General features: G+C 52.4%; 21 protein-coding genes and 1 other RNA gene. 13 read left to right on the top strand and 9 right to left on the bottom strand.

Features of this window, described 5'->3' with window-relative positions; genetic code table 11:
- Positions 1-175: 175 nt before the first annotated feature.
- A complete protein-coding gene (locus HV355_RS05855) occupies positions 176-1,582 on the bottom strand; it encodes an MFS transporter (RefSeq protein WP_148401046.1) in 1,407 nt (468 codons plus the stop codon).
- 340 nt (positions 1,583-1,922) lie between these two features.
- Here HV355_RS05855 and HV355_RS05850 point away from each other — a divergent pair, with 340 nt between their 5' ends.
- The gene (locus tag HV355_RS05850) at positions 1,923-2,837 is read left to right on the top strand and encodes a LysR family transcriptional regulator (RefSeq protein ID WP_108416443.1); all 915 of its coding nucleotides are present in this window, start codon (positions 1,923-1,925) and stop codon (positions 2,835-2,837) included.
- Here the strand turns inward: HV355_RS05850 and HV355_RS05845 are convergent.
- Together HV355_RS05845 and HV355_RS05840 are read right to left on the bottom strand one after the other, a co-directional pair.
- Positions 2,821-3,414: a Sua5/YciO/YrdC/YwlC family protein gene (locus HV355_RS05845; protein ID WP_108416444.1), complete on the bottom strand. Its 594-nt coding sequence runs from the start codon at positions 3,412-3,414 to the stop codon at positions 2,821-2,823. The genes HV355_RS05850 and HV355_RS05845 overlap by 17 nt on opposite strands.
- Positions 3,415-3,453: 39 nt before the next feature.
- Positions 3,454-4,233 carry a Sua5/YciO/YrdC/YwlC family protein gene (locus HV355_RS05840; protein ID WP_029485171.1) on the bottom strand — a complete coding sequence of 260 codons (780 nt, stop codon included), beginning with the start codon at positions 4,231-4,233 and terminating at the stop codon, positions 3,454-3,456.
- A 234-nt stretch (positions 4,234-4,467) separates the two neighbouring features.
- Between HV355_RS05840 and HV355_RS05835 the strand changes: the two genes are divergently transcribed.
- The 9 genes from HV355_RS05835 to HV355_RS05795 all read left to right on the top strand — a co-directional run bounded on the left by HV355_RS05835 (position 4,468) and on the right by HV355_RS05795 (position 13,465).
- Positions 4,468-4,944, top strand: a complete 477-nt coding sequence (locus tag HV355_RS05835) for a YbhB/YbcL family Raf kinase inhibitor-like protein (RefSeq protein WP_182401195.1) — start codon at positions 4,468-4,470, stop codon at positions 4,942-4,944.
- A gap of 10 nt (positions 4,945-4,954) precedes the next feature.
- Entirely contained in the window at positions 4,955-6,181 is a 1,227-nt protein-coding gene (locus HV355_RS24455; protein WP_182401193.1) for an HlyD family secretion protein, read from the top strand.
- 12 nt (positions 6,182-6,193) lie between these two features.
- A complete protein-coding gene (locus HV355_RS05825; protein ID WP_042713381.1) occupies positions 6,194-6,799 on the top strand; it encodes an L-threonylcarbamoyladenylate synthase in 606 nt (201 codons plus the stop codon).
- Positions 6,796-8,022: an MFS transporter gene (locus HV355_RS05820; RefSeq protein ID WP_182401191.1), complete on the top strand. Its 1,227-nt coding sequence runs from the start codon at positions 6,796-6,798 to the stop codon at positions 8,020-8,022. Before HV355_RS05825 ends, HV355_RS05820 begins: the two co-directional genes overlap by 4 nt.
- 108 nt (positions 8,023-8,130) lie before the next feature.
- Positions 8,131-9,486 (top strand): aconitase/3-isopropylmalate dehydratase large subunit family protein, encoded by a 1,356-nt coding sequence (locus HV355_RS05815; RefSeq protein ID WP_148400961.1) that lies wholly within the window; start codon positions 8,131-8,133, stop codon positions 9,484-9,486.
- Complete coding sequence (locus tag HV355_RS05810; RefSeq protein ID WP_010434257.1) at positions 9,476-10,015, top strand: 3-isopropylmalate dehydratase small subunit; 540 nt, start codon at positions 9,476-9,478, stop codon at positions 10,013-10,015. The genes HV355_RS05815 and HV355_RS05810 overlap by 11 nt, the downstream gene beginning before the upstream one ends.
- Positions 10,016-10,102: 87 nt before the next feature.
- Positions 10,103-11,113 carry a TauD/TfdA family dioxygenase gene (locus HV355_RS05805; RefSeq protein WP_010434255.1) on the top strand — a complete coding sequence of 337 codons (1,011 nt, stop codon included), beginning with the start codon at positions 10,103-10,105 and terminating at the stop codon, positions 11,111-11,113.
- A 545-nt stretch (positions 11,114-11,658) separates the two neighbouring features.
- Positions 11,659-12,435: an isocitrate lyase/phosphoenolpyruvate mutase family protein gene (locus HV355_RS05800; protein WP_182401189.1), complete on the top strand. Its 777-nt coding sequence runs from the start codon at positions 11,659-11,661 to the stop codon at positions 12,433-12,435.
- Positions 12,419-13,465, top strand: a complete 1,047-nt coding sequence (locus HV355_RS05795) for a methylated-DNA--[protein]-cysteine S-methyltransferase (protein ID WP_182401187.1) — start codon at positions 12,419-12,421, stop codon at positions 13,463-13,465. The genes HV355_RS05800 and HV355_RS05795 overlap by 17 nt, the downstream gene beginning before the upstream one ends.
- Positions 13,466-13,606: 141 nt before the next feature.
- Here HV355_RS05795 and ssrA read toward each other — a convergent pair.
- Together ssrA and smpB are read right to left on the bottom strand one after the other, a co-directional pair.
- Positions 13,607-13,970, bottom strand: a transfer-messenger RNA (tmRNA) gene (gene ssrA, locus HV355_RS05790).
- Between the two features lie 89 nt (positions 13,971-14,059).
- Entirely contained in the window at positions 14,060-14,542 is a 483-nt protein-coding gene (gene smpB / locus HV355_RS05785) for an SsrA-binding protein SmpB (protein WP_006178063.1), read from the bottom strand.
- A gap of 156 nt (positions 14,543-14,698) precedes the next feature.
- Between smpB and HV355_RS05780 the strand changes: the two genes are divergently transcribed.
- Together HV355_RS05780 and HV355_RS05775 are read left to right on the top strand one after the other, a co-directional pair.
- On the top strand, positions 14,699-15,136 hold the full coding sequence (locus HV355_RS05780) for a type II toxin-antitoxin system RatA family toxin (RefSeq protein WP_010434164.1): 438 nt from the start codon (positions 14,699-14,701) through the stop codon (positions 15,134-15,136).
- Entirely contained in the window at positions 15,126-15,413 is a 288-nt protein-coding gene (locus HV355_RS05775; protein WP_008502503.1) for an RnfH family protein, read from the top strand. Before HV355_RS05780 ends, HV355_RS05775 begins: the two co-directional genes overlap by 11 nt.
- A 108-nt stretch (positions 15,414-15,521) precedes the next feature.
- Here the strand turns inward: HV355_RS05775 and bamE are convergent, their stop codons facing one another.
- The 3 genes from bamE to nadK form a co-directional block, all read right to left on the bottom strand.
- Complete coding sequence (gene bamE / locus HV355_RS05770; RefSeq protein ID WP_014884883.1) at positions 15,522-15,860, bottom strand: outer membrane protein assembly factor BamE; 339 nt, start codon at positions 15,858-15,860, stop codon at positions 15,522-15,524.
- Positions 15,861-15,998: 138 nt separating this feature from the next.
- Positions 15,999-17,660: a DNA repair protein RecN gene (recN, locus tag HV355_RS05765; protein WP_182401185.1), complete on the bottom strand. Its 1,662-nt coding sequence runs from the start codon at positions 17,658-17,660 to the stop codon at positions 15,999-16,001.
- Between the two features lie 85 nt (positions 17,661-17,745).
- On the bottom strand, positions 17,746-18,624 hold the full coding sequence (gene nadK, locus HV355_RS05760; protein ID WP_042717523.1) for an NAD(+) kinase: 879 nt from the start codon (positions 18,622-18,624) through the stop codon (positions 17,746-17,748).
- A 122-nt stretch (positions 18,625-18,746) separates the two neighbouring features.
- On the opposite strand from nadK, the gene grpE reads away from it, so the two are divergent.
- Positions 18,747-19,340, top strand: a complete 594-nt coding sequence (grpE, locus tag HV355_RS05755) for a nucleotide exchange factor GrpE (protein WP_139157916.1) — start codon at positions 18,747-18,749, stop codon at positions 19,338-19,340.
- Positions 19,341-19,390: 50 nt separating this feature from the next.
- Here grpE and HV355_RS05750 read toward each other — a convergent pair whose 3' ends face one another.
- Complete coding sequence (locus HV355_RS05750; protein WP_089600713.1) at positions 19,391-20,677, bottom strand: HlyC/CorC family transporter; 1,287 nt, start codon at positions 20,675-20,677, stop codon at positions 19,391-19,393.
- Between the last annotated feature and the right edge of the window lie 7 nt (positions 20,678-20,684).

Raw genomic sequence — 20,684 nt, 5'->3', positions numbered from 1 at the left:
ATTTAACGTTATCGGTTATGAGCGTGATTCAGCATGTCACAGACGAAGCGGAGCGGCTTTAGGAAAAAACTGTAAAAAAGGAGATGCCATGACGGGGCTATTATTTCCGGGGCAGCAAAAATAATCATGGATGCCGCTCACTCGTCGTGAGACGGCATTTTATTAGTCACGGTGATTAAATGTTTTCCAGGTCGATACCGCGCGTGTTGGGGCCAAAAATACCAATGGTCAGCATCACAATCAGCATACTTATTACAATGAAGGCAATGACTGCCGTCGAGCCGCTATATTGCAAGATAAGACCGATAATTATACTGCTGAATACGGTGGATAAACGGCTAAAGGAATAACAAAAGCCGACCGCACGCGCCCGAATACGGGTGGGGAAAATCTCAGACTGATAGGAGTGGTAGCTGTAGGTCAGCCAGGCATTGGACCAGGTAATAAAGAAGCCGCAGGCAATCAACAGCAGCGGGTTGCTTTGAAGCGCGAACAGCGAACCAAAGATGACCGTGGTCAGACAGGACAAGACGATTTGCCATTTATTTTCCATCCGATCGGCATAGCGGCTACAGATGAGCGCGCCGAGAGGATAGGCCAGCGTGATGAAAAAGGCATACAGCAGGCTGTGCGTGACCGATGTCCCGTTGCCGGACAGCAGGGCAGGGAGCCAGTTTCCGAAGCCAAAAAAGCCGATCGCCTGAAAGATATTCATCACCACCAGCATGACAACCCGGCCACGGTAGCGCGGGGACCAGATGTCTTTAAATCTGCCCTTAATGGAAGCCTGGTCGCTGTGCTGCCCGGCACGGAGAGGGAAATCAACCTGCTCGTCGGCACCGCAGCGTTTTTCCATCTCATGCATGACGTTTCTCACCTCCAGATAGCGCTTTTGCTGCAGCAGCCAGCGTGCCGATTCCGGCAGCCCCTTACGTACAAGCCAGATGACGATGGACGCCAGCGCGCCGGCAATCACCACGAACCGCCATCCGCTCAGGCCAAACCACGTCTGCGGGACCAGCCACCACGACATCAGCGCCACGGCAGGAACGGAGAGAAACTGAATGAAAAAGGCGAAAGCAAATGCGCGGGTGCGAAGGTGAGCGGGTACCCACTCTGTCAGATAGGTATCAATGGTCACCAGTTCAACGCCGAGCCCGATCCCCACCATAAAACGGAAAAAGATCACCCATTCCGCCTGATGCTGAAACGCCATGACGAGGGAAAACAGCCCGTACCAGAGCAGGGCATACATAAAGGTCGCGCGTCGGCCAATGCGGTCAGCATAGGGGCTCAGCAGGCTGGCACCGATAAAGAGCCCCAGAAAGGTCGCGGAAGCAAATGCGGCCTGGTCGGCCATACCGAACACACCCTGCTGCCCGGTATGAAAGATCCCATCAGCAATGAGCCCGGCGCTGATATAGCCAGTTTGAAACAGATCGTAAAGCTCAAAAAAACCGCCAAGAGACAGCAAGGCGATGAATCGCCAAAGCCCGGCGGAAGCCGGTAAGGCATCGATCCTTGCCGCAAGATCGTCCTCGCGGATGGGGTTTTGTGCCCCCCACTGTGTTCCTGAAACTATGCATTCACTCACTGTTAACCCTCTAGTAACATTCACCCTGAGTCGTTATGCTAGTGGGAAATTAGCGGATTTAAATATTTAATTCGTATTCAGAAGCAATAAATAAAGCATAAAAAACCAGATATTTTTCTTTTAGTGCGTGGATATTCACCTGCCGGCTTCTCTCATTTTTCGACGAAAATATATCCTTATGTCGATGAGAAAAAATATCAACACGCCCTCTTTGCGTTAATAAAAAACGCACAAAAGGCGGCACGCTGGAAATTTTTCACTTGACGCTAGTAAGGACTTTTGCGACTAATTGTCGGGTGACGTTTGCTGATCGGGTGCAGATTGTAGAATGGAAAAAATCGAGAATTTAATTCCGATGGTGGTTTTCGCGCGTGTCGTCGAAACCCTGAGCTTCACCGAGGCCGCACTCTCTTTGGGAATGTCGAAGTCGTCAGTTAGCCGGGATATTTCAACGCTGGAAAAACGTATTGGTGCAATGCTGCTTAAGCGTACCACCCGGAAAATAGAGATTACGGAGCTGGGGTTGAGCTACTATCAGCACTGCTTCAAAATATTGAATGAGCTGCGTTCTGCAGAACGGTTTATACGGGATTATTATGAGGAGCCGGCGGGGACAATAAAAATACTGGCCCCGGTGACGTTCGGAAAAGAGTATGTTGTGCCAGCTTTAAATGCTTACTTAGAACGAAATATTATGGCCAACGTCGATCTCGATTTATCCGATAAAGCGGTGGATATCAAAGAGAGCCCGTACGATCTGTCCATCATCGTGGCTCAGGACACGCCAACGCATGAGCATACCAAATTTTTATGCTCTATCCAGTGGGGGCTGTATGCCACCCCTGACTTTATCGCCCGGATGCGTCCTGTCCAGACCCCGAGCGATCTCCCCGCCCATAACTACATCCTGTTCCGTGGTGTGGCACGTACGGTTTCGCTGCCGTTCAGAAAAGAGAAACAGAAGGTCAATATTGACGTCCATAGCCGCTTCAGAAGTAATAACAGCGTGGCGCTGATCAGCATGGCACTTTCCGGTCTGGGCATTGCCTACTTGCCCAATTACATTGCGCGAGAAAGTCTCGCCACCGGAAAACTGGTCCGGCTTTTACCCGGCTGGCAGATGGATGAATATAAAGTCTGGCTGCTGTCAAAAAATAAAAATACGATGACGTCGGGCATTAAGCGTTTTAGCGACGAACTTCAGCAGCTTATCACCGGAGCTGAGGTCAAAGCAGGCTACTGATATCCAGCTCGCCATGACGAAGGATCGAGACGTTGTCATCCAGCAAAGAGATATGCGTGGTGGCGGTACGGCTGGGATTTTTGCAGTTGGACGGGACGACCAGATCGACGCGGTCTCCCATGTCTTCCCGGGCGAGCGTAAAACTCACAAGATCGCCCTCAGCCTGCGGATATCCTGCCGGGATGACCGCCAAAGGCCTGCCTAACCGGCTGATGATGGTTCGCATCTGACTGTTTTTCACGCAGACGACCGGAAGAATATCGCCTGCGCCGGGAAGAAAACCGGCTCGCTGTTTCTTTCGCAGGCTGATTTTCAGGGTGCCGGGCCAGCAGGCCCGGCTGAGCATTTCAATTTTGCTTCTTTGCCACGGGCTGACATCCACCCATTCCCATATATCAGCCAGTTCGCAGAAGCAAAACGTCATCTCTCTCGTACCGGGCGATCTTTTTAACAGCGTCAATTTTTCCATGGCGTCCGGGCTGTAAGGATCGGCCGCCAGTGCAAAATGGGTATCGGTAGGGATCAGTATGATCCCGCTATTACGCAATACGGTAATGGCCTTGTCTATAAATGACATAATTATCGACATCCCTATGACGTGGTTAAACCCGAAATATTAATAATAATCCCCGTGGCGATAGTCCCAGGTATTAAACTGGGCTGACATGAAGTTAATAATTTTATTGACGTCGAGACCTTTGCGAATTAATACCGGGCAAGGGGTCACTTTTCGGGCGCTACCCTGTTCAGGAACCAGTTTCCCTTCACTGTCTACCATTGACACCATGACGCCTTGTTCATAGCGACTCTCCTGCGTTTCATCAGGCTGAATAGACTTAACGTACTCGTTGGCACAAATAATTACGTCTGCACGCGCTTCGATGCGTTCCCCAATGAACTCCACCATGCCGCGGTTGCCTTTGCCTGACGGATTCGCCGAGCTGGCAAAAGAGAATTTTTGATGTTTTTCCCACAGCTCTTTGGCAATCATTTCACCGGGTTTGCCAAATTTAATCACGAAGCAGCTGGTTTTTCTGCCGTCCATCATCAGATCTTTCAGGCCGTTATCAGGCAATCTGGCGATGGCATCTTCTCGCCACGGCAAAATACAGCCCAGTAATACGTCTGCATCCCAGTGTGCCTGATAAAATGCCTCAATTTCCGGGTTCATTTCCGCCAGCGATTTCAGCTGTTCCATACTGCCGCACAATACCACGCCGGGTTTATTACGGTTTCGCTGTTTCGCTTCGAATTTTCTCTCAAGCCCCTCTTTATCCGAGGTCATAATGATATAACCCACTTTCGTAGGGCAAACAATCATTCCGCCTTCCGCCGATAATACGTTAATCGCTTCCGGCTGAACCTGACCATTCCACGCGACTTTCTTATTCATCATTCATTCTCCCTGCACCACACTGGTGTCATAAATTTAGGGCAAGGATGTCGTGTAATAAGAGGCTTCGCAATCGGCAGAGAAATTTTCACCGCATTGTTTCAGTGTTGGAACAATATCGCGTTATTCCTGGGCAATTCGCCGGGTTGGCGAATTCTGTTACCGGTTTTGCTTTCAATCGGTTACCAATAGAACAACCCACCGGTAAATGCCAACAATCAAGCAGAGGTTAACGCTATGAAATTATCTATTGCAGGTTTATGCGACTACGGTTTTCTGACTAAAGCGAACGAATATCATAATTTTGGCGGAAATGGCGATAATGTCTCTCCCGCCTTGTCCTGGGAACATGTCCCGCAGGGGACCAAAAGTTTTGCCGTCACCGCTTACGATCCTGATGCGCCAACGGGCAGTGGTTTCTGGCACTGGGTGGCCTATAACATTCCTGCCAGCCTGACCGCGCTTGCGGCGGGAGCGGGAAACCCGGCGAACACACCCGACATCAAACACGCACAATCAGATTTTGGCGCGCCTGGCTACGGCGGTTGCTGCCCGCCAGAAGGCGATATTCCGCACCGCTACATCTTCACCCTGCACGCCCTGAGCTGTGATGATCTGGGCGTGACGCCGGATCTGCCCAACGCGGTGATACGTTTCCTCATCAACATGCATACCCTTGAGAAAGCCAGCGTCGTCACGCTGTATAAGCGTTAATGAGGCGTGTGTGATTAACCGAATCAGAGCGGTTTTCGCCCGGCATAGCCTCCTCAAATGGGGCGTGGCGGGTGGCGTGCTGGCGGCCATTGTTCTGCTGTTTTTCGCGGGAATGGGGGTCTCCAGCAAGGAGGCGTTTATCAATGGCCGAATATCCACGGTGCTCTCCCCGCTGCCGGGACAGCTCGTGCTGGCGAAGAACATCGCGCCGGGCCAGGCGGTCCAGGCCCGACAGTCCCTGGGCAATGTGGTGACCACACAGGCAAACGATCAGATCCCTGGCCTGGTGGCCCAGCGCAGCGCGCTGGAGATCCAGCTTGCTGAGCTCGACAAGCACATTTCGGGGATCGATCAGCGACTGCAGGTTTATCAGCAGCAGCGACAGCAATACCTCGCCGAGAGCAGGATGCAGCAGCAGTTAGGTGAGAAACAATCGGCTGCCACGTTTGTGCAGCTGAAGGAGGAGCTGAGCGCGATTACGGCGCAAACCGCATTCTCCCGACAGCAGCTTCAGCGCTATAAAAACCTCTACCAGCAGCGTTTTATCAGCAGCATGGAGTATGAAGAGCGTAAGAACAACACGCGGGTCCTACAGGCCAGCCAGGAGGCGAAAGCGGCCGAGCTGCGTCAGCGTTTACTGGACGTGAATGCCGCGAAATCCGGCCTTCAGCTGACAGGGCCAAGAACGCTGGATGCGCCACAGCAAAATCAGCGCGATATGTCGCTCACGATCGAGAATATGCAGCAGGAGAGGCTGCAGCTGATTGCCCGCAGGCAGGCGACGACGCAAAGCATTCAGGAAGTTGCCGCGCTCCTTCACTCTCGTCAGCAGGCGGCGCTCAGCAGCAGCACGGACGGCGTGATCTGGGACGTCACCGAGGAGAATGGCGCAAGCGTTCAGAACGGCTCGCCGATTGTGCGCATTCTGGATTGCCGCACCCGCTGGGTTGAGGCGTTTTTTGATGAGTCTGATGCCGATCGTCTGCGTCCGGGGATGGCCGTCACGGTTCACCTGAGCACCTCGTCAGCCATGCGCTGGAAAGGAACAATAAGAACCCTCCGCGCGGGGAGTGGACGTGTGGCGGTAGGCGAAAGGGACGTTCAGCCCCCACCTGAAATCGCGCGGCGCCAGTTGCCCGTGAAAGTCCTGACTGCACATATCGATATCGACTGGAAAGACGTGCCGGATCCCGCCAGTTTTTGTCTCGCGGGCCGTAGCGTAACCGTTAACATTTAAACAGGAAAAGAGATGCAGCATATACACAATACGGTCGCCGCCCTCAAGCGCGGTGAGGTGGTTCTGGTTCCCACGGACACCAATTACGCCCTGGCGGCAGACCCGTGGAATATTGACGCCTGCCAGAAAATTTACGATCTCAAAAAACGCGAACGACAGAAACCGCTGACGCTTTTTGTCGCGGAACCGGCACAGGCGTGGGAGTACATCGCTGTTGATAAGCTTCAGCACCGCGCTGCGCTCGACAAGCTGATTGGTGCCATGCCCGGCGCGCTGAATGTGGTGGTTCCGGCATCGGATAAAGTACCGCAGAACCCGTATCTGAAGCCTGAATCTGTTTCTCTGGTGTGCAACCATCAGAGCGTGTTGCGAGAGGTCATTGCGCTGTTTGGCCGCCCGCTGGGGATGAGTTCTGCCAATCTCTCCGGCGTGGAGTCTGACTGCCTGATCGACATTGATGCCGCCCGCCAGACGTTTGGCGACCGTGTGGGTTATATTCTGCCCGCAGCCCAGCGCCCTGTGACAACGGTCTCGAGCACCATCGTCTCGCTGCTGGAGGAGGAGATTAACATCCTTCGTGCGGGAGATATGGACATTATGGCGATGCTGTCGTCATGACGACGCGCCGGTCACATCCCGGATCTGGCAACCATGGCCTGTTCCTGGCCTACCGTATTATTTCCCGTTGCTATTTCCATCTTCCCGTCTTGTTACTCTATTTCTGGACGATAGATATGGGGATGTACCGGATTATTTTCCTGCTGGCGCTGTATGGATTAACCAGTACTTTCAGCAGCGGCATACCTGGCTGGCTGCTGCGCTTCTCGTCTCCCAGACAGACGGTGATTGCAGGCGAACTGTTGAAGGCGCTGGGAATGGCGCTGATGCTGTGGAGTACCCGGCAAAGTGAGGTCAATCTTACTCTGCTGGTGGCGTCGCAGCTGCTTGGCGGCGCGGGGTTTACCATCGCGCTAACCACGGATGCGGCCCTGCTGCGCCAGCTCACCGCAGGCGATCAGCACCGGTTTATGCAGATCCAGACCACGTCGCAAAGCGGGATGTTTATTGCCACGCTGGTGGCAGGATCGCTGGGGAGCATTCTGTTTGACTATAATCCCCAGTGGCCGTTTATCGCCGCCATTCTGGTGAGCGTTATCTCCTCCGGATGCGTATTGCTGATTCGCGTGCAGGGGTCAGAGCATGAACCTGCGCGGCCTGTTGAGCGGGTCTCTTTTTCACCCAGAGGGGATCAGCTCTTCTGGATGCTGTTCTATTCCATCTCAAGAGCGTTTACGCTGGCACCTTTCATCGGCTTTATTCCGTTCTACTTTATTATGGTGAACGTCGACCCTCTGCTTTTCGGTGCCGTGCTGAGCTGCTTCACGCTCTCGTCCTGGGGGGCAATCAAAATAGCCGGACCTTTCATCGCCCGGTTTGGGGTAACGGCGTTGCTGGCGACGACCAGCCTTTTCATGACGGCGGCGCTGGGCCTTTTTGCCAGCAATGAATGGCTTGCAGCGAAAGGCATGGACTATTTTATCTCCGGGCTGCTGGCGCTGGTGCTGCTGGGGTTTGGCTCAGGGACGATTCGGCCCGTCACGCTTGCTAACCTCGATCTCTCTGCCAATACCCCGGATGAACGCATGCGCGTGTTTGCACGCATGGAGCGTGATTTCGGGCTGGCCAATGCATTTTTACTGGCCGTCGGGGCGTGGCTGCTGGTGAGTCGGGACTTTACCACGCTGATGCTGATCTTCTGTCTGATCTATATTTCGGTGGTATGCATATCTGCTCTTCTTTACTTAAAGAATCTGCGCAGCGGGGACCACAGTTCCACCTGAGGAACAATTCACACGCAAAATGAAACTAACCTGACTAATAACGGATTCCCGTTGAAAGACCCTCCTCTGTACGGTGTAATTTCCTCATCAGATAATGAGGAGAAAAAAATGAATATTCACGAGACTGATGATTATGCGTCGGTAAATATCAATCAGGGGATGACGTTAACCGAAAAAATTATCGCCAAAGCCAGTAACAGAACGCATGTTTCACCGGGTGAAGTTATTTTCGTGAATGTTGATGTATTGATGTCCCACGACCCCTGCACGCCTGGCGTCGCCAGCGTATTTAAAAAAGAGTTTGGTGAGGAAGCAAAAGTCTGGGACCCGGATCGTTTTATTATGATCCCTGACCACTTTGTTTATTCCGCAGACCCACAGGCGAATCAAAATATTCGGGTGATGCGGGAATTCGCAAACGCGCAAAATATTACGCATTTTTATGATGTGGGTACCCCAGACTATAAAGGTGTGTGCCATATCGGTCTGGCGGAAGGGGGACATACCCGGCCGGGAGAGGTGCTGTTGGGGACCGATTCTCACACCGTGACCGCTGGCGCCTTTGGCACTTTCGCCATTGGCGTGGGGATCACTGACGGGGCGTATGCCCTGGGCACGGGGGAGATTCCGCTGATGGTTCCCGCCACCATAAAAGTGAATTACTACGGAAAGAAAGCGAAAAGCGTCCAGGCGAAAGATTTAATTCTGGTGTTGATGAAAGAACTGGGCGTGGAAGGGGCGACCTATAATGCCATCGAATTTACCGGAAACGTCATCGACGAATTATCGGTCGAAGAGCGGATGACGATGTGCAATATGGTCGTGGAGTGCGGGGCTAAAAACGGCATTATGGTGCCAAATCAGGCCACGCTGGATTATCTGGCGACCCGAACCCGCATCCCGTATACCGTGATGACGCCTGATGAAGATGCTCAATACGTTCGCACGATTGATATTGACGTCTCGGGATTAACCAGCGTTATTGCACGGCCACACTCGCCGGATAATGTGGTGGCGGTAGCGCAGCTGGAAAACATTGCTATTTCACAAGCCTATATTGGCTCCTGCACGGGCGGTAAAACGGATGATTTTATTGCTGCTGCAGAAATACTCTGGCAGCGCAAGGTGACCATTCCAACCTATGCCGTCCCTGCGACCAAAGAGGTATTTCATAATCTGATCACTACGCAGGTGAAGGGCCGTTCCGTTTACGAAATTCTGACCCGTGCTGGCGTCAAATTATCGTCTGAACCCGGCTGCGCGGCCTGCTGCGGCGGACCCGCGGATACCTTTGGTAGAGTCAGGGATCCGATAAGCGTGATTTCAACCACCAACCGTAATTTTGTGGGACGAATGGGAAATAAGGGCGCGATGATTTATCTGGCCTCACCGTATGCCGTGGCTGCCGCAGCAGTGTCCGGTTTTATTACTAATCCAGAACGGTACTTAACTAATGACTATTAATAACGTAATGCGCGGTACGGTTTATGTGTTAGGCGACAATATCGATACCGACCAGATATTAACGGCGGAATATTTGAAAATTAACCCGGCCTCTGCCGAGGGGCGTGAGGAGCTGGCAACGCTTGCCATGTGCGGACTGCCGGAAGGGGCGCTGCCGTTTATCAATCCGCAGACGCAGCGTGCCGGTTATGACTTTATTGTGGCCGGGAAAAATTTTGGCTGTGGCTCTTCGCGCGAGCATGCGGTAGTGGCACTGGGAGCATCCGGCGTGAAGGCCGTTGTCGCGCAGTCGTTCGCCCGTATTTTTTTCCGCAACTGTGTATCCACGGGGCAAATCATGCCCGTCACGCTGAATGAAGGCTGCGATATCCGTGCGCTGAAAACGGGGGATACCATTGAAATCGATTTAGACGCTCATCAGATCGCTACTGCTGATGGGATTCTGAAAACCGCTCCGGTAGGGGAACTTGCGAACATTGTCGCCGCGGGTGGCTTGTTCGCTTACGCAAGGCAAACAGGAAAGATTTAATCCATTACAACCATAAGACTCAAAACAAGACGCCTTACTTTCTCAGGGTGCAGCGTCTGTTTTGAGCGTACATAAGGCAATCAAACTATGATCACCCAGCTAGAGTTTAACGATCTTCAAAAAGATGAGCTATCAAAACTTATCAGCCGCGTCACCATCAGCCCTTATACGGACTACAAACTTTTCAAGCAGTCCATCACCGAACTCATTGAAAATGGTTTGGTTCCCACTTTTTTTGTACAGGCCTGCGAGCGCGTCAGGCAAGAACGCAAGGATCAGGGGATTAACGCGCATTTATTAAAAAACGTTCCACTCGACACCATCATTCCTGAATTTGATCAGACCAATCCCGTTAACGATAAGTACGCCAAAAAGCTGACCTTTGTTGGAGAGGCGCTGCTGGAGCTGTTCGCTCAGCTCACCGACTCCCCGTTACTGGCCTACCGCACGCGCAACAACGGTGATTTTTTCCATGATGTTTATGCCGACAAAAAATACAGCAACACACAAACGCAAAAAACGGACGGCGAACTTTACTACCACAACGATCGTACGGCTCACCCCGTGCGCGCTGATTTTCTCAGCTTATTAGGCATGCGTTGCAGCGAAGAAAACCTGATTTTTACCGGCTACCTGGACGGTAAAGCGATTCTGGATAACCTGAAAGCTGAATCCCAGGAGTGGTTACGAAAGCCGCTTTTTATTACCCCTTTTGATGAATACTCTCGCGATTCGAACGCCAGCCAGATTGATTCTGAACTGCATCCTATCCTGGAAAATATTCATACTTTTCGCTACTACGACACACGAACGACTTATTCTCCGGACGCGCCAGCAGAGGCGATCAAAGCATTGATTGACCTTAAGGTGTCGATCACCAAAGCGGCAAAAGGCCGCGTCGCGATTAACAAAGGCGACCTGTTCTCCTTCGCCAATCAGGACTCTTTGCATAACCGGGAAATCATCCAGGTGCGAGATCCTTATTCCGCGGAAAAACGCTGGCTGCTAAAAACCTACAGCTTCCGCAACCCTGAGGTGATGAATATGTATCACAACTATTTCGATGCCGAGCTGCCGGGGTTTGTGGTCGCCGAGTAAGGTTGACCTGACGGGTATATAAAAACCGCATGCCTGAGGTATGCGGTTTTTTGTCTGTGCGAGAAGACCTGTGCTATTAACATCCTTTAGTTATCATCTCGCTTTCTAACTTATTACACCTTTATCCAGCTCAGCGGATAGCCCGTTAAGTTCCTTGCTGATGTGTTTACGCCGTTGTTTTAACAGTAGCCGGGCAGGAATGATGCATTCGATAATTGTCGGCTTACTTTTCAAATACGCTGTGACAAGCCGTTTGATGTCTTCCTCTGACCAACCGTCCATCACCGGCGTTGGGTTGTAAAGCAGATTAGCCTGTAAGCAGGGGCGACTTCCTCATCCACAATTCTGAAGATCTCTTCCCGGTTAAATCTGGATTTCATCAGTACTTTGCCATGCTGAAAGCCTGAACCCGACCCTAAAGGTTTTGGTCTGGTTCGCCCCCAAGTTCAGACGACGTTTGCTAAAAAAATGGTCGTCTGAATTTCGGTTGTGACGTTTTAGCCGACTGCTTAGATTCATTTTCAATCTATCGAGAGGATTTGAATATGAACTTTGCAGAACTCCACAACCAGTATGAGCCACTTCTTATCGCTAATGTCTGGGATGCCGCCAGTGCTGTCGCAGCACAAGAAGCAGGTTATCAGGCATTGGGAACGTCCAGCGCAGCAATCGCGTCCACACTAGGATATGAAGACGGGCAGGGAATACCGTTTGATGCGTTATTTTATATGGTCACCCGTATCCAGGCTGTCAGCAAACTGCCATTGAGCGTTGACATGGAAGCAGGGTATGGTGATTCAGCCGAAGAGATAACAGCCAATCTCAGGCGCCTTGCTCAGACAGGCGTAGCAGGCGTTAACCTCGAAGACAGCAGAGTCATAAACGGGGTGCGTCAGATTGACGATCCCTCTGTGTTTTCCCGCAATCTGAAAGCAGTAAGCGATGCGCTAAGAAGTGAAAATTTCAGCCTGTTTCTGAACATCCGGACTGACACTTACCTGCTCGGACAGGTTGACGCGTTGCAGGAGACGATATTACGGGGTCAGAGCTATAAAGCTGCAGGTGCTGACGGCCTTTTTGTTCCCTGTCTGACGTCCGAGAAAGACATCAACCTCATTGCAGAGGCAACGGGTCTGCCTCTTAATGTCATGTGTATGCCCGACCTTCCGTCGTTCGACAGGCTAAAGCTGGCCGGGGTAAGCCGCATTTCAATGGGCAATTTTGTGCATTCAGCCATGCAGTCAACGCTGACTGATATCATGCTTACGATCCGATCTCGTCAGACGTTTGAAGGACTTTTTGGTGATGAAAATAACCGATAAGAATTTATGTGATATCTGGTATCAGGCATTACTGGAACGTGCTTCAGAATATACTGGCGTGTTTTTTGTCGGCGTCAAAACCACTGGCGTGTTCTGCATTTCGGTATGTCGGGCGCGAAAGCCCAAACGTGAAAATGTCGAATTTTATAAAGATGCCAAATCTGCCCTTGCGGCCGGTTTTCGACCCTGTAAGGTCTGCAGACCTGCTGAGAATGCGCACAGCGCGCCATTATTTGTTGAACAGGCGCTTGAGCTTGTCAGGCGCGATATTAAATCCCGTGTTGCAGACGCGGAGCTTCGCCAGCATGGAATCAGTCCGGAGCGGGTAAGACGCTGGTTCCTGCAACATCACGGCATTACTTTTCAGGCTTTCCAACGAATGCAGCGGGTGAACGTTGCCCTGCAGGAGCTGAAAAGCGGACGAACGGCGACTGACGTTGCGCTGGACAACGGCTATGAATCCCTGAGCGGGTTTGGTTATACCTACAAGCGACTTACTGGTGCAGCGCCAACTCAGGCAACCCAGGTGATTGTTATTCACCGTTTTACCACGACGCTTGGTCCTATGTTTGTCTGTGCGACAGAGCGGGGAGTTTGTCTACTGGAGTTTACCGATCGCCGGATGTTAGAAACAGAATTTCGTGATATTCAGCGTTTATTTAACGCCAGAATCGTCACCGGAGAAAACAGCCATACCCGGCAGACGGTAAAAGAAATCAGCGAGTATTTTGCCGGAACGCGCCGACAGTTTGATCTCTCAGTAGATGCCCCGGGGAGTGATTTTCAACAATCCGTCTGGCGCGAGCTGCGGGCAGTTCCCTATGGACAGACCTCACACTATCAGGCCATTTCACAACGGATGAATAAGCCAAATGCTGTGCGCGCCGTCGCTGCTGCTAATGGTGCAAACCGGATTGCGATTGTGATCCCCTGTCACAGGATAATTCGAAAAGATGGCGCGATGACGGGTTACGGAGGGGGGATTTCTCGAAAAGAATGGCTTATTGAGCATGAGAGGAAGAATGTTTAATGGCGTGATGCTCCAGTATGGTCGGGAAAATTTACGGACTTCGCGGGACAAATTGAGGGCACAAAAAAGCCCGCAGGGCTTGCGCCATGCGGGCTTTCAGGACTTCATCAGTCGACTCTGGTGATCGCCGATGGAGAATTTTGGTGGAGCTGGCGGGAGTTGAACCCGCGTCCGAAATTTCTACATCCTCGGTACTACATGCTTAGTTTGTCTTTACATTCGCACGCCAGCTGCGGACAGACACGCCACTAACGAACTAGCCTGATTAGTTTTAACGCTTCAACCCCAGGCAGGGCTTCCACGCGATCTCTTTTGGGTTTGACCTCTCTTTGATCCCCGTCTTAAGAGCGGAAGCTAGGGAGAGAGGGCTCTTAGCAGGTTATTAAGCTGCTAAAGCGTAGTTTTCGTCGTTTGCGACTATTTTTTTGCGGCTTTTTACGAGGCAAACCGCCCCTCGGCATGCACCTTGGGTTTCGCAAATCCCGTCGAATCCAGAATCAGCCCCAATAGTGTTGAACTGAGTATACCAGATTTCACTTCCTGGATACCAGCCCGAAACGCTAACTTATTGAATAGTACAATAAGTGTGCAGAATCAACGTCCTGCGTTTTTCATGATACGCGCTTTATCCAACTGCCATTCGCGCTCTTTCAGGTCAGTACGTTTGTCGTGCTGTTTTTTACCTTTCGCGACGCCGATTTTCACTTTGCACCAGGCATTTTTCCAGTACATAGAGAGCGCAACAACGGTAAAGCCTTCACGGTTGATGCGCCCGTAAAGAGATTCAAGCTCACGCTTGTTCAGCAGAAGTTTACGCGTGCGTGTTGGGTCGCATACGTAGTGTGAAGAGGCGACGGTCAGCGGTGTAAAGTTCGCACCGAACAGGAAAGCTTCGCCGTCTTTCAGGATCACGTAGCTGTCGCCAATGTTCGCTTTACCCGCGCGCAGCGATTTTACTTCCCAGCCCTGCAGCGCAAGGCCTGCTTCGAATTCTTCTTCAATGAAATACTCGTGGCGAGCACGCTTGTTTTGCGCAATGGTCGCCGATCCTGGTTTATGTGCTTTTTTCTTCGTCATAAGTGTCGTAAAGCCGTCGGTAATCTGATTTCAAAAAGTCACCTCATTGCGTCCCGTGAGGTCTAACGCGCTATATTAGCACGAGATGAGGCTTAGCGTTTTTTTAACAGGTGATAAATGTTATTATTTGTCCGTTGTGTGACCATGGAAAATGCTATGCCTCAGATTAGCCGTACTGCGCTCGTGCCTTACAGCGCGGAACAAATGTATCAGTTAGTGAACGACGTTCAGTCTTATCCTGAATTCATCCCCGGGTGCACCGGGAGTCGTGTTCTGGAGTCCGGCCCAACGCAGATGACGGCGGCGGTGGATGTCTCCAAAGCGGGGATCAGCAAGACGTTCACCACCCGCAATACGCTGACCGATAATCAGAGTATTTTGATGCATCTGGTGGATGGTCCGTTTAAGACCCTGATGGGCGGCTGGAAATTTACGCCGCTGAGCGCAGATGCTTGTCGTATCGAATTCCAGCTGGATTTCGAGTTTACCAACAAGCTTATTGAGCTGGCGTTTGGCCGCATCTTCAAAGAGCTGGCGTCTAATATGGTTCAGGCGTTCACGACCCGCGCCAAAGAGGTTTACAGTGTCGCATAAGATCGCGGTGGAAGTGGTGTACGCGCTGCCGGAGAAGCAGTATCTGCAGCGCGTGACGCTGGAAGAGGGGGCCACCGTCGAGGCGGCTATTCGCGCTTCCGGCATCCTTGAGCTTCGCAGCGACATCGACCTGGCCAAGAATAAGGTCGGGATTTACAGCCGTCCGGTGAAACTTGGCGACGTATTGAAAGAGGGCGACCGGGTTGAGATTTATCGCCCGCTGATTGCTGACCCGAAAGAGTTGCGTCGTCAGCGCGCGGAGAAGGCCAGTAAGTAGCGCTTTCTTCCCCGGTGGCGCTGCGCTTACCGGGGCTACGATACTTCGTAAGAACTCAGATACAAAAAAGGTGCTCATTGAGCACCTTTTTGCATTTCTGACACCTGATTACTTGGTCAGGGCAGGCTTGTTGTCGATGTTGGTTAAGACACCGGCGCTGCTGAAGGTCAACGTCAGGGTTTGCTGGGTCACGTCTTCGTGGCCTGGCTGCTGACGGAATACATAGAACCATGTATTTGTACCGAACGGATCGGACATCATCGGGGTTCCCAGTGCATAAGCGACCTGCTGTTGTGTCATCCCCACGCGGATTTTGGACACATCGTTAGGGGTAAGGTAGTTCCCCTGGTTGATGTCAGGACGGTAAACCACTTTCTCCAGAGTGGAACAGCCTGCGGTCAACATCAGAAGAACCGCTGCGGCAGCGGTCAGCATTTTACAACGCATAGTGATTTGATTCCTTTTCGGGCCCGAGCAGAACGCGGCTCATATGTAATATGCCGATGATAATAGACCTTGCCCCACTTTGAAACCGGTCTGGCGGCGTTTTTGTTGTTCTCTATGACTCTGAGATCCCGAAAAAGTTTATGCCGCCAGCAGTTCTTTCGCATTCGCAAGCGTATTGCGGGTGACTTCGCTACCACCGAGCAGGCGAGCCAGCTCCTGCAGACGCGCGCGTTTATCCAGCGGTTTCATGTGCGTTTCGGTCATTTCACCATCCGTCTCTTTGCTGACGATAAAGTGATGATGACCACAGCCAGCCACCTGTGGAAGGTGGGTGACACACATCACCTGAGTCGATTCGCCCAACTGGCGCAACAGTTTGCCTACAATGGCCGCTGTCGGACCACTGATCCCTACATCCACTTCATCGAAAATCAGCGCCGGGGTTTCCATTTTACGCGCGGTAATCACCTGAATCGCCAGTGCAATACGCGACAGTTCGCCGCCGGAGGCGACCTTAGAGATGGCCTGCAAAGGCTGACCTGGGTTCGTGGTGACGCGGAATTCGATGCGATCCGCGCCTTCCGCAGTCAGGTGGCTCTCTTCGAAGCGAACATCAATACTGAACACGCCGTGCGGCATCGCCAGGGTGTGCATGCTGTCGGTGATGTGCTGGCTTAACTCCTGCGCATAGTGCTGACGGATATCGTGCAGCTGTTTCGCCGTTGCCAGCGCCTGCTGATGGTGCAGGTTTACCGCCAGAGACAGCGTTTCCAGTGAATCAGCCTGATCGTCGAGCTGGTGTTGTTCATCAAGGAGAGACTCATAAAAGGCTGGCAACTCCTCCGGCGTGACGTGGTGCTTACGCGCCAGTGAGATCTGACGGGATATACGCTGCTCAAGCTCAAACAAACGGTTCGGGTCGAGATCCAGACGTTCACAGTAGTGGCGCAGTTCGTCACCCGCTTCGGAGATCTGAATGGCCGCTTCTTCCAGCATATCCAGGACGCCAGAGAGTTTACTGTCCATCCCGACCAGTTCGGTAACCAGTTGACGGACGTTATACAACTGGCTCTGTAGATTTACGTCTTCGCCATCTGCCAGCATGTTGAGCGCATTTTGGCTGGTTGAAAGTAAATGACCGCTGTTAGCCAGACGTTTGTACTCTTCGTCGATTTGCTCAAACTCTCCCGCCTGCGGGTTGAATTCGTTCAGCTCTTTAAGCTGATATGCCAGCAGTTCCGCACGGGCTGCTCGCTCCTGACTTTGCTGCTGATGTTGAGCGAGTTCACGGCAGCTCTGATGCCACTGGCGATAGTGTTCCGCCATAAGCTGAGTAAGCGCGTACTCACCTGCGTAGCCATCAAGAAGGGCCTTCTGCTGCTCGGGTTTAATCAACTGTTGATGCGCGTGCTGACCGTGGATCTGGATAAGCAACTGGCCAAGCTCGCGAAGCTGGGAAAGGGGGACCGCTGTACCGTTGATAAAACCGCGGGAACGACCGTCGCTGCTGATGACGCGGCGGAGTAAACACTCACGTCCGTCTTCGAGCTGGTTCGCTTCCAGCCAGCGCAGGGCTGCAGGGGTGTCTTTCAGGGAAAAACGGGCGCACAGGTCGGCACGGGTTGCGCCCCGGCGCACCATATCGCCCTCTGCGCGGCCGCCAAGGCACAAGCCGAGGGCATCAATGGCAATAGATTTACCCGCACCGGTTTCACCGGTGATTGCCGTCATGCCGCTGTGGAAGTCGATCTCAAGCTCACGAACAATGGCAAAGTTGCTGATGGTCAGTTGTGCCAGCATAATTGTTTTCCTGTATGAAAAACCATGACTGTGTTTTCATACAGTATAAACTGGTTTTTTATACAGTAAAGTGCTGGGTGCAAAATCAGAACAATTTTTTTGACCAGCCAAGCTTCGAGCTTAATGTGTTGAAATAGCTGTAATCTTTCGGATGAATTAGATTCAGGTGGTAATCACATCGACGAATGAGGACATCTTCACCTTCCTGGATCGGCAGCGCTATCTGGCTGTCGCAGCTGATCTCCAGGTCATTACGGCGGTGTGAGAAGCGCAGACGAATCGTGCTGTCGCCGTTGATAACCAGCGGGCGGGCGGAGAGCGTGTGCGGGAACATCGGCACCAGGGTAATGGCATCCAGTGATGGCGTCAGGATTGGGCCACCAGCGGAAAGCGAGTAGGCGGTAGAGCCCGTCGGCGTTGAGATAATCAGCCCGTCAGAGCGCTGCGAAAAAGCAAAGATTTCGTCGATATACACTTCGAACTCAATCATGTGCGCCACTTTACCGGGGTGGAGAACCACCTCGTTGATCGCGGTGCTGATGCGCTTCTGGCAGTCCTGCTGGCACACCTGCGCTTCCAGCAAAAAACGTTTTTCGCTGATGTAGTGCCCTTCCAGCACGTCAGCCAGCTGTTGCTGGGCGTTATCCGGGTCGAGATCGGTTAAAAAACCGAGATTGCCACGGTTGATGCCGATGACCTTGATGTCATAACGCGCCAGCGTGCGGGCTGCGCCAAGCATGTTGCCGTCGCCGCCCACCACCACGGCGAGATCCGCCTGCTGACCAATTTCTGCCAGCGTGCCGGTTTTAACGCCCTTCAGCTGCAGCTCCTGAGCAATCTGCTGTTCGACCATCACTTCATAGCCTTTGCCACACAGCCAGCGATACAACATTTCATGTGTCGTCAATGCGGTAGGGTGACGCGGATGCCCGACGATCCCAATACACCTGAAATGATTATTCATTTTCTGGAGGTCCTTGTGCCTGATGAATGATGACAATCTGTCTTGTTCCCTTGAATCCCGGAAACTGATCCCCATAATAAGCGAAGTTAGCGAGATGAATGCAGAAAAACGCGGAGAAATTCATGAGTAGTAAAGAACAGAAAACGCCTGAGGGGCAAGCCCCTGAAGAAATTATCACGGAACAGCACGATGAAGTTGAGGCTGTAGAGCCAGAAGCGTCTGCTGAGCAGGTGGACCCGCGCGATGAAAAAATTGCCAACCTGGAAGCCCAGCTGGTAGAAGCGCAAAATCGCGAACGCGATGGCGTGCTGCGTATCAAAGCGGAAATGGAAAACCTGCGTCGTCGTACCGAGCTGGACGTTGAGAAAGCGCACAAATTTGCGCTGGAAAAATTCGTCAATGAACTGCTGCCGGTCATCGATAGCCTGGATCGTGCGCTGGAAGTGGCAGACAAAGCGAATCCGGATAACGCGGCAATGATCGAAGGTATCGAGCTGACGTTGAAGTCGATGCTGGACGTGGTGCGTAAGTTTGGCGTGGAAGTGATTGCCGATACCAATGTACCGCTGGATCCGAACGTACACCAGGCGATCGCCATGGTGGAATCTGAAGAGATTGAAGCCGGTAAGGTGTTGGGTGTGATGCAGAAAGGTTATACCCTGAACGGCCGTACCATTCGCGCGGCAATGGTGACCGTGGCGAAAGCGAAAGCGTAATGTGCTGCCTGTAGTGCCGGGTGGCGGCGTTCGCCTACCCGGCCTACATTTTATTCGGCAATACTTTCGCGTAGAGGCTTAACGGGCAGGACTTTCACCTGCTTAATCATATTGTCCTGCACGTCCAGGATATCAATATCATACTGTTCAATACGCACACGCGTTCCTGCTGCCGGGATCTCTTCCAGCGCTTCCAGAATCATTCCATTTACGGTGCGCGCTTCATCTTCCGGTAAATGCCAGTTGAAAGCTTTATTGAGTTCACGGATGTTCGCACTGCCGTCGATCAGCACCGAGCCGTCATTTTGCGGGGTGACTTCTTCGGCAAGGGAAGGCGACATGGATGTGGTAAAGTCGCCGACAATCTCTTCCAGAATATCTTCGACCGTCACTAATCCCTGAATATCGCCGTACTCATCAACTACCAGACCGACTTTCTTCTTGTTACGCTGGAACTTCACCAGCTGTATGCTGAGCGGTGTCCCTTCTGGCACGTAGTAAATTTCATCTGCGGCGCGCAGCATCACCTCTTTAGTGAACTCTTTTTTCTCGGTCATCAGACGATACGCCTCACGCACGCGCAGCATGCTGATGGCATCATCCAGAGAATCGCGATACAGCACGATGCGCCCGTGTGGGGAGTGCGTCAGCTGTCGGACGATGGCTTTCCAGTCGTCGTTGATATCAATCCCAACGATCTCGTTACGCGGCACCATGATGTCGTCCACGCTGACTTTTTCCAGATCCAGTACCGACAACAGCATGTCCTGATTGCGCCGGGAGATCTGTGAGCGGGATTCGTTCACGATGGTGCGCAACTCGTCTTTGCTGAGCGCGCTGCTGATGGTGACGTCTGCTTTGATGCCGACCATGCGCATCAGCAGGCGAGTCACCATATTCAGCAGCCAGACCAGCGGCATCATCAGGATCAACAGCGGTGCCAGCAGGAAGCTGCTCGGGTAAGCGACCTTCTCCGGGTAAAGCGCGGCAATGGTTTTGGGCAGTACTTCAGCAAACACCAGCACGACAAACGTCAGTACCCCGGTGGCAATCGCGACGCCAGCGTTGCCATACAGGCGCATCCCGACGATGGTGCCCAGTGCCGAGGCGAGAATGTTCACGAGGTTATTACCGATAAGCACAAGGCTAATCAGGCGATCCGGTTTACGCAGCAGCTTTTCGACACGGCGGGCGGCACGGTTACCCTGTTTGGCGCGATGGCGTAACCGGTAGCGGTTGAGCGTCATCATGCCGGTTTCCGAGCCTGAGAAATAGGCGGAGATGACCACCATGATGATCAGGGTGACGATCAGCGTGGTGGTGGAGATGTGTTCCAGGGGGAAC

Source organism: Enterobacter sp. RHBSTW-01064 (assembly GCF_014103035.1).
In the GTDB taxonomy this organism is placed as follows: domain Bacteria; phylum Pseudomonadota; class Gammaproteobacteria; order Enterobacterales; family Enterobacteriaceae; genus Enterobacter; species Enterobacter mori.
This window is presented reverse-complemented; position numbering and strand designations above follow the sequence as displayed.